This is a genomic window from Bartonella sp. B39 (genome assembly GCF_053795145.1).
On the sequence record NZ_CP200036.1, the window covers coordinates 1,491,644 to 1,510,000 of the forward strand.

10 protein-coding genes, 1 tRNA gene, 2 rRNA genes and 2 pseudogenes (1 of these 15 running past the window's edge) are annotated in these 18,357 nt (G+C 41.7%); 3 read left to right on the forward strand and 12 right to left on the reverse strand.

Annotation, left to right across the window (positions count from 1 at the left end):
* Positions 1–374: 374 nt before the first annotated feature.
* From groEL (V4P57_RS06805) to groES, 4 genes and pseudogenes are all read right to left on the reverse strand, one after another.
* Positions 375–572: pseudogene (gene groEL, locus V4P57_RS06805) on the reverse strand (chaperonin GroEL); the annotation flags it as partial.
* 93 nt (positions 573–665) lie between these two features.
* A pseudogene (gene groEL / locus V4P57_RS06810) lies at positions 666–863 on the reverse strand (chaperonin GroEL); the annotation flags it as partial.
* 93 nt (positions 864–956) lie between these two features.
* Positions 957–2,600, reverse strand: a complete 1,644-nt coding sequence (gene groL, locus V4P57_RS06815; protein ID WP_455465817.1) for a chaperonin GroEL — start codon at positions 2,598–2,600, stop codon at positions 957–959.
* 60 nt (positions 2,601–2,660) lie between these two features.
* On the reverse strand, positions 2,661–2,957 hold the full coding sequence (gene groES / locus V4P57_RS06820; protein WP_455465818.1) for a co-chaperone GroES: 297 nt from the start codon (positions 2,955–2,957) through the stop codon (positions 2,661–2,663).
* 226 nt (positions 2,958–3,183) lie between these two features.
* Here groES and fumC point away from each other — a divergent pair, with 226 nt between their 5' ends.
* Entirely contained in the window at positions 3,184–4,572 is a 1,389-nt protein-coding gene (gene fumC / locus V4P57_RS06825; protein ID WP_455465819.1) for a class II fumarate hydratase, read from the forward strand.
* A 633-nt stretch (positions 4,573–5,205) separates the two neighbouring features.
* On the opposite strand, the gene V4P57_RS06830 is transcribed toward fumC, so the two are convergent.
* Complete coding sequence (locus V4P57_RS06830) at positions 5,206–6,834, reverse strand: alpha-D-glucose phosphate-specific phosphoglucomutase (protein ID WP_455465820.1); 1,629 nt, start codon at positions 6,832–6,834, stop codon at positions 5,206–5,208.
* A gap of 192 nt (positions 6,835–7,026) precedes the next feature.
* Between V4P57_RS06830 and V4P57_RS06835 the strand changes: the two genes are divergently transcribed.
* Positions 7,027–7,551, forward strand: coding sequence for a redoxin family protein (locus tag V4P57_RS06835; RefSeq protein ID WP_455465821.1), 525 nt, complete (start codon positions 7,027–7,029; stop codon positions 7,549–7,551).
* A gap of 385 nt (positions 7,552–7,936) precedes the next feature.
* On the opposite strand, the gene V4P57_RS06840 is transcribed toward V4P57_RS06835, so the two are convergent.
* The 3 genes from V4P57_RS06840 to pyrF form a co-directional block, all read right to left on the reverse strand.
* Positions 7,937–8,197: a hypothetical protein gene (locus V4P57_RS06840; RefSeq protein WP_455465822.1), complete on the reverse strand. Its 261-nt coding sequence runs from the start codon at positions 8,195–8,197 to the stop codon at positions 7,937–7,939.
* 858 nt (positions 8,198–9,055) lie between these two features.
* Positions 9,056–10,549, reverse strand: coding sequence for a histidine--tRNA ligase (gene hisS / locus V4P57_RS06845; RefSeq protein WP_455465823.1), 1,494 nt, complete (start codon positions 10,547–10,549; stop codon positions 9,056–9,058).
* Between the two features lie 497 nt (positions 10,550–11,046).
* On the reverse strand, positions 11,047–11,892 hold the full coding sequence (gene pyrF / locus V4P57_RS06850) for an orotidine-5'-phosphate decarboxylase (protein ID WP_455465824.1): 846 nt from the start codon (positions 11,890–11,892) through the stop codon (positions 11,047–11,049).
* 423 nt (positions 11,893–12,315) lie between these two features.
* Between pyrF and V4P57_RS06855 the strand changes: the two genes are divergently transcribed.
* On the forward strand, positions 12,316–13,404 hold the full coding sequence (locus V4P57_RS06855) for a DUF3792 domain-containing protein (RefSeq protein WP_455465718.1): 1,089 nt from the start codon (positions 12,316–12,318) through the stop codon (positions 13,402–13,404).
* Between the two features lie 636 nt (positions 13,405–14,040).
* On the opposite strand, the gene V4P57_RS06860 is transcribed toward V4P57_RS06855, so the two are convergent.
* The 4 genes from V4P57_RS06860 to V4P57_RS06875 all read right to left on the reverse strand — a co-directional run.
* Positions 14,041–14,193 (reverse strand): hypothetical protein, encoded by a 153-nt coding sequence (locus tag V4P57_RS06860; RefSeq protein WP_455465719.1) that lies wholly within the window; start codon positions 14,191–14,193, stop codon positions 14,041–14,043.
* 990 nt (positions 14,194–15,183) lie between these two features.
* Positions 15,184–15,260, reverse strand: a tRNA-Met gene (locus tag V4P57_RS06865).
* Positions 15,261–15,369: 109 nt separating this feature from the next.
* Positions 15,370–15,484, reverse strand: a 5S ribosomal RNA gene (rrf, locus tag V4P57_RS06870).
* A gap of 74 nt (positions 15,485–15,558) precedes the next feature.
* A 23S ribosomal RNA gene (locus V4P57_RS06875) occupies positions 15,559–18,357 on the reverse strand (it continues 13 nt past the right edge of the window).

Consider the following 18,357-nt stretch of genomic DNA (forward strand, 5'->3'; position numbering starts at 1 on the left):
ACCTCTATGAACGCTCATAGAGCAAGACACCCCCATTGTCCATTGCTAAAGCAAAACTCTAACATAGCCTTTTCCCTAGAATTTGCAGAGATTAAAATTATCCCACAAGAAATAAGGATGAAATTTTTAAAAATACCGATACAAAACATCCTCAAAAAAAAACGCCGCCATAAAAACACTTATTGAACAAAAGAAAAAAATACATGAGTGAGGAGTAAAATCTGTTGGCGCCAAGATAATGCATCAAAAACCGTATAAAAACGGGTAAAAACAGAAAAACTGTAATAAATAAATAACTTGTAGAAAAAACAGAAGAGGCATACAAAAAAACAGGTTTAATTGAACCGTTTCTTTTGACCTTTTTATGACAAGGCTTAGAAATCCATTCCGCCCATTCCACCCATTTCACCACCGGGCATAGGAAGCATAGGAGTGTCTTTCTTTGGAGTCTCAGCAACCATCGCTTCTGTTGTGATAAGAAGGCTAGCAATTGAAGCAGCATTCTGGAAAGCAGAACGCACAACCTTAACAGGATCAACAATTCCCAAAGCAATCAAATCACTAAATTCACCGATTATGCTTCTAAACAGTAACACCATAGGAAATGAAAAAATCATAAAAAAAACGGGTCCAATTGACCCGTTTTTTTACCTTTATAAAAGGGCTTAGAAATCCATTCCGCCCATTCCACCCATTCCACCACCAGACATAGGAGGCATAGGAGTGTCTTTCTTTGGAGTTTCAGCAACCATCGCTTCTGTTGTGATAAGAAGGCTAGCAATTGAAGCAGCATTCTGGAAAGCAGAACGCACAACCTTAACAGGATCAACAATTCCCAAAGCAATCAAATCACTAAATTCACCGATTATGCTTCTAAACAGTAACACCATAGGAAATGAAAAAATCATAAAAAAAACGGGTCCAATTGACCCGTTTTTTTACCTTTATAAAAGGGCTTAGAAATCCATTCCGCCCATTCCACCCATTCCACCACCAGACATAGGAGGCATAGGAGTGTCTTTCTTTGGAGTTTCAGCAACCATCGCTTCTGTTGTGATAAGAAGGCTAGCAATTGAAGCAGCATTCTGGAGAGCAGAACGCACAACCTTAACAGGATCAACAATCCCCAAAGCAATCAAATCACCAAATTCACCTGTTGCGGTATTGTAACCAAATGTGTCTGCATTATTTTCCAACACCTTGCCTACAATAATCGCTGCTTCTTCACCAGCATTAGTTGCAATTTGGCGTGCTGGTGCCTGTAGCGCACGGCGAACAATATTGATACCAGCTTCTTGGTCAGGATTATTCCCTTTAACTGTCAATGCATTTGCAGCACGCAACAACGCGGTTCCACCACCAGCAACAATACCCTCTTCCACAGCAGCACGTGTTGCATTCAAGGCATCATCCACACGATCTTTCTTTTCTTTCACTTCAACTTCTGTAGCACCGCCAACACGGATAACAGCAACACCACCAGCGAGTTTAGCAAGTCTCTCTTGCAATTTTTCACGATCATAGTCAGAAGTTGTTTCTTCAATCTGCGCTTTAATCTGGTTTACGCGTGCATTAATTTCAGCTTTTTGTCCAGCACCATCAATAATCGTTGTATTTTCTTTAGAAATATTGACTTTCTTTGCGCGACCAAGCATATCCAAAGTGACATTTTCAAGTTTAATTCCCACATCTTCAGAAATAACCTGACCTGATGTCAAGATAGCAATATCCTCGAGCATAGCTTTACGGCGATCACCAAATCCTGGAGCTTTCACTGCAGCAATTTTCAAACCACCGCGCAACTTGTTGACAACAAGCGTTGCCAAAGCTTCACCTTCCACATCTTCAGCGATAATGAGAAGTGGTTTTCCAGACTGAACAACAGCTTCAAGCACAGGAAGAAGGGATTGTAGATTAGACAATTTCTTCTCATGAATGAGGATGTAAGGATCATCAAGATCAGCCACCATTTTCTCAGCATTTGTGACAAAATAAGGTGAAAGATACCCACGGTCAAACTGCATACCTTCAACGACTTCCAATTCCGTTTCAGCAGTTTTTGCTTCTTCCACGGTAATAACGCCTTCATTGCCGACTTTTTCCATAGCATCAGCGATCATTTTGCCGATTTCTGCAGCACCGTTAGCGGAAATTGTTCCCACTTGTGCAATTTCTGCTGAAGTTTGGATTTTTTTTGCTTTTTTGAAGAGATTTGCCACCACTTCATCAACAGCAGCATCAATTCCCCGTTTGAGATCCATTGGGTTCATACCAGCAGCAACGGCCTTTATACCTTCCTGTACGATAGCCTGTCCCAAAACAGTTGCAGTTGTCGTTCCATCACCAGCAATATCATTGGTTTTGGAAGCAACTTCGCGCAACATTTGCGCACCCATATTTTCGAACTTATCTTCGAGTTCGATTTCCTTTGCAACGGATACACCATCTTTTGTGATGCGAGGTGCACCAAATGATTTGTCAATCACCACATTACGACCTTTAGGGCCGAGTGTTACTTTAACAGCGTTAGCAAGGATATCAACGCCGTGCAACAAACGCTCACGCGCTTCACGGCCAAATTTGACTTCTTTAGCAGCCATTTAATTTCTCCTTGGAGTTATATCTTAAATAATACAAAATGAAAATGTTGAGATTCTGAATTAGCCCAGAATTCCCATAATGTCTGATTCTTTCATGATGAGGAGGTCTTCCCCATTAATTTTCACTTCGGTTCCAGACCATTTTCCAAAGAGGATACGGTCTCCTACCTTCACTTCTAAAGGCACACGCTTTCCGTTGTCATCAAGAGCGCCATTTCCAACAGCAATAATTTCACCTTCTTGAGGTTTTTCCTTTGCAGTATCAGGGATGATAATCCCACCAGCAGTTTTATTTTCAGATTCAACCCGACGAACAACGACACGATCGTGAAGTGGGCGGAATTGTATATTAGCCATGTTTAAAATCCTTAAAACTTAATATAATTGAATTAATCTTAAGTCCTTGCTAGCACTCTTTAAGCATAAGTGCTAACAGCAGTTGGAATATAAAATTGCTACACCTCAATGTCAAGGATTGTCTCTAAAATAATTTCTCTTAAAAAGCTTCAAAGCCTTGCCTCTGTTTTCTATTTTGCGTTATCTAGTTGTTTAATGACACCTGTAAACATAAAAGGATTTTACCATGGTTGAAACACGTCAGGAAACGGATAGCTTTGGAACGATTTCGGTATGTCAAGACCGTTATTGGGGCGCACAAACGGAGCGTTCTCTGCATAATTTTAATATTGGCACAGAAAAACAACCTCTTGCTATCATCTATGCCTTAAGCCTTATCAAAAAAGCCGCAGCTACTGTAAATATGGACAAAGGAAAGCTCCCACAAAACATTGGGAAAGCAATTATTGCGGCGGCTGATGAAGTACTTGCTGGCGATTTCGATACGCATTTTCCACTCTCCGTCTGGCAAACAGGTTCTGGCACACAAAGCAATATGAATGTCAATGAAGTCATTGCTAATCGTGCCAGTAAGATTTTAGGAGGAAAACTTGGCAGCAAAAAACCAGTTCACCCCAATGACCATGTCAATATGAGCCAATCATCAAACGATTCCTTTCCCACAGCGCTTCACATTGCCACCACGCTGCAAACACGCCAACACTTACTGCCAATCCTTGAAGCTCTTATCGCTACATTAAAACAAAAAGAGCAAGAATTTGCAGATATCATTAAAATCGGCCGCACGCATACACAAGATGCAACGCCTTTGACCTTAGGGCAAGAATTTTCAGGTTATCGTGCCGCATTAGAAGCTAACCGCCAACGCATTGAAAGTGCTCTAACTGATGTCCAAATGCTTGCTCAAGGTGGCACAGCCGTTGGAACAGGACTCAATGCACCAAAAGGTTTTGATGTTGCCTTTGCCGAAACAATTAGCACTCTCACAGGGATAACATTCCAAACCGCTAGCAATAAATTTGAAGCACTCGCCCATCATGGAGCCCTTGCACATTTCCATGGAAGCTTGAATGCATTAGCAGCTGATCTGTTCAAATTTGCCAATGACATACGATTTTTGGGATCAGGCCCGCGCTCAGGATTAGGGGAACTAAGTCTTCCAGAAAACGAGCCAGGATCTTCCATTATGCCAGGCAAAGTCAACCCCACGCAATGTGAAGCCTTAACCATGGTCGCATGCCAAGTGTTTGGCAATCACACCAGTGTAACATTTGCCGCAAGCCAAGGGCATTTCGAGCTCAACGTTTATAAGCCTGTTATTGGTTATAATGTTTTGCAGTCGATTACACTTCTTGGTGATTGTATGCGCTCTTTTGATGAACATTGCATCCAAGGATTACGCGCCAATAGAATCCACATTCACTCCCTTATGGAACGCTCTCTCATGCTAGTGACAGCTCTTACACCAGAAATTGGCTATGAAAAAGCTGCTGAAATTGCCAAGGCAGCGCATAAAAATGACACAACTCTGCGTACCGAAGCAATGAAAGCTGGAGTTTCTGGTGCTGATTATGATCGGCTGGTTGATCCCAAAAAGATGATTGCTCCGCAATAAGCAACGATGTGTAAACATTCTTAAAATAGACCACAAAAATATCGGACCATTCGCGGTCCGATTTTTTTAATATTTAAAAGGTTAAACGCCACCTATTGTAAGGGCTAGAGAACTTTTTATGACTCTTGAAGGTATTTTGTGGAACACCCTCGAACTGTTCAAAATAAAATCTTAAAAATTCTTTCACCAGTCTCTGTCCCCGATAACCCCACCGCGAGCCATGCCCGTTCTTAAAAAACATATAAGCCTTGCCAAAAACTATTGTAAATAAAGGATAGAGCTTTACACACCCAAGATTACCAGAAGCTATTGTAAAGACACGAAAAATAGACTGGAGATGATGACATAACCGGCTCACTGATCCCAAAAAGATGCTCCACCTGCAAAAACAAAAGGCGACAATCCTTTAAAAAACCTTTTTGTGAGAACATTGGGGCATTTGCCATCCAATTTTTATCACCATTTACCATCCACTTTCTGAAATCAAATCCACGCTTATACTTGAGCAAACAAGCCCCTCTCAAAAAATGAAGGGGAATCTTATATCCTGGCAGAAAAGTCACCAAAATCCCCTATGAAGCAATAATGTTTCACTCACAATACTTCCCCAAGAGACAACGTAAAACAGCCCTTTTATGTAATAACATTGGGTAGTTCGCGCCCCAATTTTTGCTGTATATTTAACAATTGCAGTGCTGCTTTCTGCAAAGGTTGGAGAACTTTTTGTGGATCTTTATTATGTTTGCATGTGGTCCCTTCATACTGCTCAAAATAAAGTCGTAAGGTAGCTCCCACCGTCCCTGTCCCCGATAAGCGTACCACGAGCCGTGCTCCTTTCTCAAAAAAAATGCGTATTCCCTGCCCTGTACTGATACTTTGATCAACGGGATCATGATAAGTAAAATCATCTGCTTTTTCGACTCGCAGTCCAGCAATTTCCATTCCCATCTTTGGTAAATGTGCCCGCAACTGCTCGATAATCGCACAGGCTTTATCTGCCTCTATTTCTTCATAATCATACCGTGAGGTGTAAAAGCGCCCATAGGTGCGCCAATGCTGTTCAACAATTTGTGCGACAGTTTTCCCTGTCACGGCTAAAAGATTTAGCCAAAACAAAATAGCCCATAAGCCATCTTTTTCGCGGATATGGTTAGAGCTTGTTCCAAAGCTTTCTTCACCACAAAAGGTGACCTTTCCTGCATCCAAAAGCGTTCCAAAAAACTTCCACCCCGTTGGTGTTTCAAAACAATTCAATCTTTTTTTAGCAGCAACCAGATCAGCAGCACGCCCCGTGGGCATAGAACGAGCAATACCCGCAATACCTTGTCGATACCCTTTAATCAGATGAGCATTGTCTGCCATAATAGCCAACGAATCAGAGGGCGTGACAAATTGTTTGCGACCGATAATGAGATTCCGATCCCCGTCGCCATCAGACGCAGCGCCAAGATCAGGACCTTGATCAGACATTAAAAAATCATAAAGATCCTTAGCATAAACCAAATTTGGATCTGGATGCTTCCCTCCAAAATCTTGCAAAGGCATACCATTAACTACCGTTCCTTCAGAGAATTTTAAGCATTTTTCAAAAATTTCATGTGCATAAGGCCCTGTTACTGCATGCATTGCGTCAAAGCGCAAAGTTAACCCTTCCGCAACGGCCTTAGCAATACAGTCAAAGTCAAAAATCTCCTGCATCAGAGCCACATAATCGGCTACAGGATCAATTATATCGACCTGCATAGCTCCTATAAAGGTTGTACCTTCTCTCTCTAAATCAATATCCGGAGACTCAACGATCTTATAAAAAGAAAGGCGCTTTGATGTTGCAAAAATGGCTTCACACAGAGAATCGGGAGCAGGTCCGCCATTGGAAATGTTGTATTTGATGCCACAATCCCCATCTGATCCTCCAGGATTGTGACTAGCTGAAAGAATAAATCCACCATAAGCATGATATTTTCGAATAAGATGCGAAACAGCAGGTGTAGAGAGAATACCACCTTTTCCCACTTTAATACATGCAACACCATTGGCAGCAGCCATTTTTAACACAAGCTGAATCAACGTGCTATTGAAAGTGCGTCCATCACCCCCAAGAATAAGCAATTTGCCCTCAAAAGGTCCAGCACTATTAAAAATAGATTGAATAAAATTTTCGGCATAATGGGGCTGCTGAAAAACCGATACCTTTTTTCGCAAACCAGATGTTCCTAGTTTTTGATCCCCAAAAGCCGTTGTCAAAACTGTTGTTATAGTCATGGTGACGCCTTCATATGACTTCGTTTGATTTTACGGTGCACATTCATCAAACGATTAATTCTACTTGACGCAAGAACGAAATACTTGCAGAATTATCGCAATATATGATGGTTTAAAATGCACCCTCCAACACGCTTTTAAACACAAACACTGTTTTAAAACACAACTTCCAGAAAATATAGGAGCATAATTATGATGAGAAAAAAAGTTCCAGATGTCACTTTCCATATACGCGTACGTGATGACTCAGTTGATGGAGATAATCCTTATCGGTGGCAAGAGGTTAACAGTGATGCGTACTTTAAGGGAAAGCGAGTTATTCTTTTTTCTCTTCCTGGAGCCTTTACCCCTACTTGCTCGACTTTTCAGCTGCCTGATTTTGAAAAACTCTATGATGAATTTAAAAAAGTTGGCATTGATGAAATTTATTGTCTTTCCGTCAATGATGCTTTTGTCATGAACGCTTGGGGGAAAACGCAAGATATTAAAAACGTGAAATTAATTCCTGATGGCTCCGGTGAATTCACTCGAAAAATGGGTATGCTGGTTGCAAAAGACAATGTCGGTTTTGGAATGCGCTCATGGCGTTACGCTGCTGTCATTAATGATGGTGTAATTGAACAATGGTTCGAAGAAAAAGGCTATTCGGACAATTGCACGACAGATCCTTATGAAATTTCTTCACCACAGAATGTTTTAAAAGCTTTGAAAGGCTAATTCTAAATCCAATTCACGCATTTAAACAACACAAACTTCACGGCACAAATTCTTTTTAAGAAGAGAAATTTGTGCCGTTTGTTTTTTGTGAATTTTTAAGTGCAAAAAAACGTAGCGGAAATGTTTTATCACAAAAAGCAAACAACCAAGCTTTCCTAATACCGCTCCCACCAATAAACCCAAAGATAACCACTCATCCTCATGGATACTAAAGAAACACATCCATCATCACGGACATTAAAGAGCTGTACCGGCTCAAAAACAAGTACCCGTAATAACAGTTTCATCCACCTCTCACCAAAAAATCACTTTTGATGCAGTTCTGAGTATTGTTCGTCCTTAATTTATTTTTTAAAATCATTGGCTCTAAGAGTTAATTCCCTTTTTAAGTTAAAAAAATGACTGCTAAAATAATCTTTTCTTCCAATGTCCTGTCGTAAATACCGCATCCACTTTCATCATCATCTTCGTCGCACTCAAAGTATTCATCACGTCTGGTAAGCCAAAAAATATCTGGATTTATGAAATAACAATCTTTTTTTATTCCCTTCGCTACAATTTTGTTATGTTCTAATTCGTTAATACCTTCTTTAAAAGTTTCAAAATTAAGGTATTCTGGTTCTTCAGTTGAAAAGTCATAGGTCAAAAATTCATTGAGAACATCGTGATCTCAAGTTACCTGATCAAATCATAAATCCACTTCATGCCCCTCTAACATTTTCCCCACTTGCAACAAAAGAACAAAAAACTTTTCATCCCAATAAACGAAAGCCCAAGGATCATACGCCGATTATCGGATATCAGACGCTCCTAAAAACGTGACTTGGGGAAGATCTTCAAATCCAAAGTTTGAAGGAGGAAACCGAAATGATTTTCCAATATCCTCATGTCTTTCAAAAATAAAGGGATTCCTTTCATAGAGCAGAGTAAAATCGTATTAGACTATTGTATTTCTCCACTAACGCGTTTACTTTATGAAAAAATGCATATTATCAATCTGTTGCCATTATAGCAGCTTACAATTTACCCCAATATTTTCCTGTAAAAATTTTTTGATCTAAATCATTTCATTGTTTTTTGAAACTTAAAATTTTTTTAGGAAAAAACGCTTTCGTTCTCCCCCATTTTTCAATAATGCTAGATTTTGTGCTGTCAACAAGAGAACACCAAAGAATTTGATGCCAATGGATGAAAATTCAAAGGTTAAGCCAATATGAATTGTCAATATTTTTATAAATTTTTGAAAAGGCTTTACATACAATCCTTGAATTCCTCCAATGTTTTTTGATCATGAAGATGTTATCATAGCATCCTCATAAGAACACCTTTTATAGTGAATAGAGCTTTTTTAGCCCTTTAAAAAATACCTCTTTTATGCTGCACGCGTTCAAAAAACTCGATTTTGAATGCGTGCACAAGCATATGGAAATGAGAAAAGTACAGATTTTGAAAATTGGATCTCAAATTTCCGAAATATTTCGGACAATTGCTTCTATAAAGACTTTTACCATGACCGCCTTTGGGCTGCTAAAATATCTTGTACGGCTTTGACCAATTGTTCTTCATCAACTGTTATTTGTGCTGGTCGACTTTCGCGCCATGTTTGATTATCCTTAATTTCATGAGACAACCGCGCGCCCTCAATCAAATCTTTGATCTGTATTTTTCTGATCTCGCGTTCTTGTGATCCTTGAATCACTACACAAGGCGCTTGGCGCCGATCCGCATATTTCATCTGCGCTTTAATCCCCGATGCTCCCAGATAGAGTTCAGCACGAATTCCCGCATTGCGCAACTGCATCACCATTTTTTGATAACCGGCAACAGCCTCTGGCTCTTTATCCATCATCAGCACCACAACCGGCCCAGTAGCATCTTTCATAGGCAACTTTCCAAGGTTTTGCAAAGCAGCGATCAAGCGTGAAACCCCGATTGAAAAACCTGTTGCCGGAATATTTTCCTCACGAAAGCGTGCCACCAACCCATCATAGCGCCCACCACCACCAACAGAGCCAAAGACAACCTTTTGTCCATCATCATTAAAAACATCAAAAAGCAATGTAGCCTCAAAAACAGGACCTGTGTAATAATCCAAGCCCCGCACCACCGATGGATCAATCTTGATACGATTGTAAGTGCCATTTGCAGCAAAAATTGCTTGCATTTCCTCAAGCTCACGAATTCCTTCAAGTCCTTGAGCATGATCACCAACCACTTTTTTAAGAGCCTCAAACGTTTCTTCTGTTGTTTCAGCTCCAGCAGCGGTTAAGGCAAGAATACAATCAATCTCTTTGTCCTTAAGCTCCGCTCCTTTTGTAAAGTCACCACTTTCATCCAAACGCCCTCGGCCTAACAACAAACGCACACCTTCAAGACCAAATTTATCCAATTTATCAATTGCTCTTAAGACAGTTAAGCGCTTTTCAGCCTGCTCATTCCCCCCCAAACCAATTTTCTCTAAAACGCAATCCAGAATTTTTCGATTATTAAGACGAATGGCATACTCATGATGCTGAAATCCTAGTTTTTCTAAACTGTCTACTGCCATCATACAAATTTCGGCATCCGCTGCTACCGTTGGTGTTCCAACAATATCCGCATCAAACTGCATAAATTGCCGAAACCGCCCTGGTCCGGGTTTTTCATTGCGGAAAACAAAACCAAAACGATAACTGCGATAAGGTTTTGGCAAAATTTCAAAATGTTCTGCAAAATAACGGGTAAGAGGCGCGGTAAGATCATAGCGCAAAGACATCCATTGTTCATCATCATCTTGCAGCGAAAAAACACCCGCATTTGGACGATCTGAATCCGGTAAAAATTTCCCCAATACATCTGTATATTCAAAAATTGGTGTTTCAAGCGCTTCAAAACCATAAAGTTCATAAACTTCACGAATTTGCGCAATCATTGTTTCAGTTGCATACAGCTGTGCGCTTGTACGATCAACAAAACCACGGGGTAAGCGGGCTTTGGTTTTTTCTTGTTTTGATGACATGTTTTTCTCTAGCAACAATATGTATTCACAGATAACTCGTGTCTATCTTATAGAAACAAACGCTGCAATAACTTTATCAATCTAGGCCCACTGCAACAAGCACCAGCCTTCGCTTTACAAAGATAATGCTCCTTACCTTTAAAAGTATCTAAAACGCTTGCACTTTCAATTTCAAAATGTCAGCTCTCTCTTAATATTTTTCCAATTGTCAATTAAAAATAATGCCCCCCGCAACATTTCCCATACCTTATCCCCGAAAATTCCTCCTTAAAGATCTACCTTAAACAATTCTCTCCGAAACACATTTCCTACACTCTCTCCTCTCCACTCCCCTTACCTCCAAACACCTTCTCATGTGCTATCCCAACATAAAAAAACACGTGTATGCTTCTTGAGAGACATCAAAGCAACTGTTGATTTTAGATAAGCTAAAATCATCTTCTTGAAAAGAAACACCCTTTTTTATAAGGACTTCTTTATTGCATATGCAAAAATCCTCAAGGCATCAGAATGCTTTTAGCTTCCTGTGCAAAATCATTGATACGCATTTTTAAATCAATACTATTGCGGCCAGCATCTGTAATTGACCTTGAAATTGAAGGAATGATATTCTGCCACAAATTTTGAGGAAACTGGTTTGTCAGTTGTTTTATTGTTCCCCCTTGAGCACCAATACCTGGAACGAGAAACAAGCTGTTTTTTAACTGTTCGATTGTGTCTTTTGATTCAGATCCCAACGTTGCTCCTATAACCGCACCTATGGGGCCAATATTATGATGGAGAACCGGAGACTGAGAATTATAATCACAAATACGTTGTGCCAAATGAATAGAAAGTATTTGATCACCAATGCGCGCATTTCGTATTTGTTTTCCCTCTGGATTAGAGGACTGAACAACCACAAAAACCCCTGCTCCTGTTTCCTCTGCAATCTTGATCAGAGGAATAAGAGCATCAAAACCCAAAAAAGAATTGACTGTCATGGCATCAGCTTTAAACGCACTGTTTGGACCGAGCCAAGCTTGACCATAAGCTTCAGCAGTAGAGCCAATATCCCCCCTTTTTGCATCAGCCAGAACCAATAAACCTTGTTCATGTGCATTTTCAATAAGTTCTTTGAGAGCTTGAAGTCCTTCAACGCCATATAATTCAAAAAATGCAACTTGCGGCTTTATGATACCCACTTTTCCAATAACCGCTGTTAAGAGGATATCACAAAACTCTCTTAAGCCTTTATAATCACAGCTTAAATTCCATGATTGCAAGACTTTATGGCTAGGATCAAAACCGATACAAAGCGGTCCATATTTTTCTCTCTGTTTAAAAAAAGTTGAACAAAACATTCTTCACCCTAACACAACCTCTCTTTAAACTTTCTGATACAATCGCAAAGGAATTAATTTATCGAAACGACCGGTAGTATGTTTTCATAAAATTTGAAAATATTTTCCAATTTCACAACATCGCAAACAGAACAAGCAATCATTTCATAAAACAACCTCGTTATGCACCCTTCTGTTTCTTTCCTCCAAACCATCTCTAGTAATTCAAATTCTCAATAAACTGTTCTCTGGAGCAAAATTTCGCAAAAAAAGATTTAACCATAATAGTTCCATTATCAAAATCCTTGATACCCACCTACGATAAAAATCCATCATAATCACTATTTTTTTGTTTTTTTTCTTTTGAGTGCATATTTATTCACTTTTGGAACATAATTGCTAAAGGTTCATTTTATCTCCAGCATCATTCAAGGAGATAAACACATGGAAACCCGTATTCCGATAGAAACATCATTCGATACACACTTTTTAGGAGAAAGCTCACTAGAAGAAAAGTATCCACTTTTTTACACACCCATTTCATGGTCGGCAATCTTTGCTGGACTTGTGACATCCCTCGCCACATCGATCTGCCTCTCTTTTTTGGTTGCAGCGTTAGGCTTAAGTCAAATGGATTTCACCTCTTCAACCCCTTTTGAAGGCTCTTTTTTGTCTTTTGGCATTGGCTCTCTTATCATTGCACTAATCAGCCTTGCGTTGGGAGGATTTGTTGCTGGACGTTTTGCAGAATCGTCAGGAAGCCTTCACGGCTTTCTCACTTGGGCTCTGTTAACACTTCTCATGACCATCCAAGCCATTCACGTTGTTTCAAGTACAACAAAAATAGGTGCTAAAGCTGCCCTAGAAAATAGCTCCATGATTCAACAACCCCTAGACAGCTTCAAAACGAATATTTCCCCCCTTTTTTCAAAATTCAATAGCGAAGACTTTGAAAAGTTTTTAACAACGAAAACAGATAAGATCGTTGATTTTGATAAACTACGCGGTGAATTGCACACATTTCTCAACGAAAGTGACATTCCTTCTCTTAACCCTGAGCGCTTGAAACAGTCTTATCAGGCAGCTCTCAAGGATATTGGTTCTGCGGTAACGGCTTTTAAGAATGATCCTTCTCACTACCGCACTATCTTAAAAGACCTAGGTGATCGTCTTTCTGATCGTGCACAAGCCATCACGGCAAAGTTTGATCGAAGCGATATCATCAATGGCCTTATGAACAATGGCATGTCGCGTGCACAGGCACAAAAAACTGCCAACACTGCGCTTCATATTTATCAAACAGCAGAGGAAAAAACTGCCCAGGCAATTGAAGCCCTCGAAGAACAAACTGAAAAACTCTCTAAAAAGCTTGATAGCTCGATAAAAGATGCCCGTCATACTGCGAATAAAGCTGTTACAAAAGCATCACATATGGGATGGTGGGGTTTTCTAGGCAGCCTGATTGGTGCCGTTATTTCGAGTGTATGTGGTTATTATGGTTACAGAAGCCGTAGAGGTTCTTTCAAGTTTTAAAAACTTTTCCTTCATAAAATATAGAACCAATAAAAAAGCTGCACCGATTATGCAGCTTTTTTGTAAATTCTTCTTGAAAATCCTCTAAGATATAGAGGGATGCGTGACATAGATTCTCTCTCCCTTGACATTGAGCAAGATTCATTTTCCAATAAGGATAAAATCGCTCGCTATCTTGCCCCCTTATTTGTCATCTCGCCCCCTTAATTTATCATCTCGCCCCCTTAATTTATCATCTCGCAAGTATGTTGCGCATCCCGCTTGGAGCGTTGGTGACACTGCCTAATCACTTATATGCCCATGACCTTTATATGCGTTTTGACGATTCAATGGTTCATCGCTCCCATTTCCTTTAGAGCAAGGTATTCGTGCATTGTGCAAAATAAACGTAGTAGAACTACTATAGCTCTTTTTTGGAAGGATTGGTTCTAAGTGTAGGTTGATAGAAATTTCTTGCTATTTTTGTGCACTTTACGAAGAGCTTGATAGGAGATTTTTAGAGTCTCTAGGCTGAGGTGATGCACAAGTAGTTTCAGAGAAAGATTGAGAAGCAGGGCTTTAAAATATCAAAGAGTATTCAGCTTTCCCCCATTACACGGCCCCATTACACGGCCCCCAACACCGCATTGCATTTTTTTACGCGGGGAAGACTTGCGATCCACCCCAGCGTCTCAACGTAGCATTATCGTGAACAATAATAGCAGAAGGAGGGACACCCTTAGCCCTCTCCATATTTTTACGAACGTTTACGCGCTTGTACGTTTTGTCCTGCTTCCATGGCGTTTCCATTGTACTCCATCTAGAATGAAGGTTTATTTTAAAAGTTCTCTTGTGAGTGATGCGATGACAGCAATAAGCTTTTGTCTAAAGCAGTTAGCTCTTTTGTCTTCAATTTTTTTAAAGGGATGGATGAGTGGATAAGCTCCGAACCTCTGTATTAAAGGTCTCTCTGAGAGAGTGTCAGGCCCGTTTTGCAAGACCAAGAACCCATTCATAATATTTTCTAGAGCTGAATATTTTGCAGCTATTGAAGTTTTTTTGTGAAGCGTTTTGTATTTTTTTCTGGAAAGGAAATCTAGACCAGAGAATAATTTTGCACTTATTTAGCGAATTAAGCCGCAAGTCCCCTTATAGAAAGAATGGAAGATAACTTATTGATAAAGTACCCCCATTAACAGATAGGATAAAGCGAGGGATATCGTGAAGAGAGGAGAGAAGCTTGAGTTTATATTGAGTCGCTAAGACGCCTTTAAGCGTAAAATTCCATATTTTTTATGCACTTTACGAAGAGCTTGATAGGAGATTTTTAGAGTCTCTAGACTGAGGTGATGCACAAGTAGTTTCAGAGAAAGATTGAGAAGCAGGGCTTTAAGATATCAAAGGGTGTTCAGCTTTCCCCCATTACACGGCCCCATTACACCGCATTGCATTTTTTACGCGGGGAAGACTTGCGATCCACCCCAGCGTCTCAACGTAGTATTATCGTGAACAATAATAGCAGAAGGAGGGACACCCTTAGCTCTCTCCATATTTTTACGGATGTTTACGCAGTTGATACGTTATATTCTTCTTCCATAGCACTTTCGTAACTTCTATAAAGCCCCACTTTTATAAAACCAATGTATATAGGGATATCTACGTGAAGACTTATTCTATAACTTCTATAACATATTCCAGTACGTGCATTTTTATATTAATTTCACCCGCTGTTATAAGCGAAGTGTGAAGTGTAATATTCAGATCTCATGAGATTTTTATGGAAGATTTGTACGGGAACTTTGGTTGCGGGGGCAGGATTTGAACCTGCGGCCTTCAGGTTATGAGCCTGACGAGCTACCGGGCTGCTCCACCCCGCGTCATTAAAGAAAGAGTAAGCATAATTTTTTTGACGCTTAAGTATGCTTTTATTTTTCTCTATATTTTGTATTTTCAGATTTTGTTAAGCAACACCTATGCACTTAGCAGACCTGGCAGCGACCTACTCTCCCGTGCCTTAAGGCAAAGTACCATCAGCGCTGGAGCGTTTCACGTCCGAGTTCGGGATGGGATCGGGTGCGTTCACTCCGCCATAACCACCAAGTCAGCAAAGAGCATAGAAATTGAGAGAAGCTGGATATCATCTGTTATTAGAATGAATGATTATAGGAAATGGGAACGATCAAGTCGATCGAACGATTAGTATCAGTAAGCTTCATGTGTTACCACACTTCCACACCTGACCTATCAACGTGGTGGTCTACCACGGTTCTCGGGGAATACTTGTTTTCAGGTGAGTTTCCCGCTTAGATGCCTTCAGCGGTTATCTCGTCCGTATATAGCTACCCTGCTATGCGGCTGGCGCCACAACAGGTCCACCAGAGATACGTCCATCCCGGTCCTCTCGTACTAGGGACAGGTCCTGTCAATATTCCAACACCCACGGCAGATAGGGACCGAACTGTCTCACGACGTTCTGAACCCAACTCACGTACCGCTTTAAATGGCGAACAGCCATACCCTTGGGACCTGCTCCAGCCCCAGGATGCGATGAGTCGACATCGAGGTGCCAAACAACCCCGTCGATATGGACTCTTGGGGGTCATCAGCCTGTTATCCCCGGCGTACCTTTTATCCGTTGAGCGATGGCCCTTCCACATGGGACCACCGGATCACTATGACCGTCTTTCGACTCTGCTCGACTTGTCAGTCTCACAGTCAGGCAGGCTTATGCCATTGCACTCAACAAACGATTTCCGACCGTTCTGAGCCTACCTTCGCGCGCCTCCGTTACTCTTTAGGAGGCGACCGCCCCAGTCAAACTACCCACCATACACGGTCCCGAATCCGGATAACGGACTGCGGTTAGACATCCATATCGGTAAGGGTGGTATTTCAAGGATGACTCCACAAAGGCTAGCGCCCCTGCTTCAAAGTCTACCACCTATCCTACACATACAGACACAAATGCCAGTGTAAAGCTATAGTAAAGGTGCACGGGGTCTTTCCGTCTAACCGCAGGAACCCCGCATCTTCACGGGGAGTTCAATTTCACTGAGTCTACGTTGGAGACAGCGGGGAAGTCGTTACGCCATTCGTGCAGGTCGGAACTTACCCGACAAGGAATTTCGCTACCTTAGGACCGTTATAGTTACGGCCGCCGTTTACTGGGGCTTCAATTCAATGCTTGCACATCTCCTCTTAACCTTCCAGCACCGGGCAGGCGTCAGACCCTATACGTCGTCTTGCGACTTCGCAGAGCCCTGTGTTTTTGGTAAACAGTCGCTACCCCCTGGTCTGTGCCACCCTCTAACGGTTGCCCGCTAGAGGGCCACGCTTCTTCCGAAGTTACGCGTGCAATTTGCCGAGTTCCTTCAACGTAGTTCTCTCAAGCGCCTTAGTATTCTCTACCAGTCCACCTGTGTCGGTTTCGGGTACGGTCTATATGTGGGAGCTATTTCCTGGGACTACTTCACTGCAAGATCAATCCAATAAGATCTTACAATACACGCAATCCGTCACTACCCACAGGTCCACGAATATTAACGTGGTTCCCATCGACTACGCCTTTCGGCCTCGCCTTAGGGGCCGACTCACCCTGCTCAGATTAACTTTAAGCAGGAACCCTTGGACTTTCGGCGAGGGAGTCTCTCACTCCCTTTATCGTTACTCATGTCAGCATTCTCACTTCCGATACCTCCAGGAGCTCTCACGAGTCTCCCTTCACAGGCTTACGGAACGCTCCGCTACCACTTACTCATAAAGAGTAAATCCACAGCTTCGGTGTATGGCTTTAGCCCCGTTACATTTTCGGCGCAAGGACCCTTATTTAGACCAGTGAGCTGTTACGCTTTCTTTAAATGGTGGCTGCTTCTAAGCCAACATCCTGGTTGTTTTGGGATCCTCACATCCTTTCCCACTTAGCCATAACTTGGGGACCTTAGATGGTGGTCAGGGTTGTTTCCCTCTCCACGACGGACGTTAGCACCCGCCGTGTGTCTGCCAGTTATTTCTTCCAGGTATTCGGAGTTTGGTTAGGTTTGGTAATCCGGTGAGGACCCCTAGCCCATCCAGTGCTCTACCCCCTGGAGAATTTGACTGACGCTCTACCTAAATAGATTTCGCGGAGAACCAGCTATTTCCGAGTTTGATTGGCCTTTCACCCCTAGCCACAAGTCATCCCAATCTATTGCAACAGATACGGGTTCGGCCCTTCAGTAAGTGTTACCTTACCTTCAGCCTGCTCATGGCTAGATCACTCGGTTTCGGGTCTAATCCAACGAACTGAACGCCCTATTCAGACTCGCTTTCGCTACGCCTACACCTACCGGCTTAAGCTTGCTCGTTAGACTAAGTCGCTGACCCATTATACAAAAGGTACGCCGTCACCCAGAACAAATCTTGGGCTCCGACTGTTTGTAGGCATTCGGTTTCAGGTACTATTTCACTCCCCTTGTCGGGGTACTTTTCACCTTTCCCTCACGGTACTGGTTCGCTATCGGTCATGCACGAGTACTTAGGCTTGGATCGTGGTCGACCCATATTCAGACAGGATTTCACGTGTCCCGCCTTACTCTAGGACTTAAAAAAGATTTACGTATACGGGACTATCACCCACTTTGGTTCGACTTTCCAGTCGATTCTACTTTTCTTCATTTAAGCCACTGGCCTGGTCCGCGTTCGCTCGCCACTACTAACGGAGTCTCGGTTGATGTCCTTTCCTACAGGTACTTAGATGTTTCAGTTCCCTGCGTTTGCTTCTTACACCCTATTTTATTCAGGTGTAGATACCTTTATCAGATGACTAGAAATTTAAACTGTTTCTTGCAAAACAGCTTAATTTTTCCAGCCATCAAAGGTGGGTTGCCCCATTCGGAAATCTACGGATCAAAGGGTATTCGCACCTCCCCGTAGCTTATCGCAGCGTATCACGTCCTTCATCGCCTGTGCATGCCAAGGCATCCACCAAATGCCCTT

Bases quoted from the DNA above. Each gene is read 5' to 3' on its own strand.
- groL (WP_455465817.1), bottom strand. From the start codon at position 2,600: ATGGCTGCTAAAGAAGTCAAATTTGGCCGTGAAGCGCGTGAGCGTTTG.
- groES (WP_455465818.1), bottom strand. From the start codon at position 2,957: ATGGCTAATATACAATTCCGCCCACTTCACGATCGTGTCGTTGTTCGT.
- fumC (WP_455465819.1), top strand. From the start codon at position 3,184: ATGGTTGAAACACGTCAGGAAACGGATAGCTTTGGAACGATTTCGGTA.
- V4P57_RS06830 (WP_455465820.1), bottom strand. From the start codon at position 6,834: ATGACTATAACAACAGTTTTGACAACGGCTTTTGGGGATCAAAAACTA.
- V4P57_RS06835 (WP_455465821.1), top strand. From the start codon at position 7,027: ATGATGAGAAAAAAAGTTCCAGATGTCACTTTCCATATACGCGTACGT.
- hisS (WP_455465823.1), bottom strand. From the start codon at position 10,549: ATGTCATCAAAACAAGAAAAAACCAAAGCCCGCTTACCCCGTGGTTTT.
- pyrF (WP_455465824.1), bottom strand. From the start codon at position 11,892: ATGTTTTGTTCAACTTTTTTTAAACAGAGAGAAAAATATGGACCGCTT.
- V4P57_RS06855 (WP_455465718.1), top strand. From the start codon at position 12,316: ATGGAAACCCGTATTCCGATAGAAACATCATTCGATACACACTTTTTA.
- V4P57_RS06860 (WP_455465719.1), bottom strand. From the start codon at position 14,193: ATGGAAACGCCATGGAAGCAGGACAAAACGTACAAGCGCGTAAACGTT.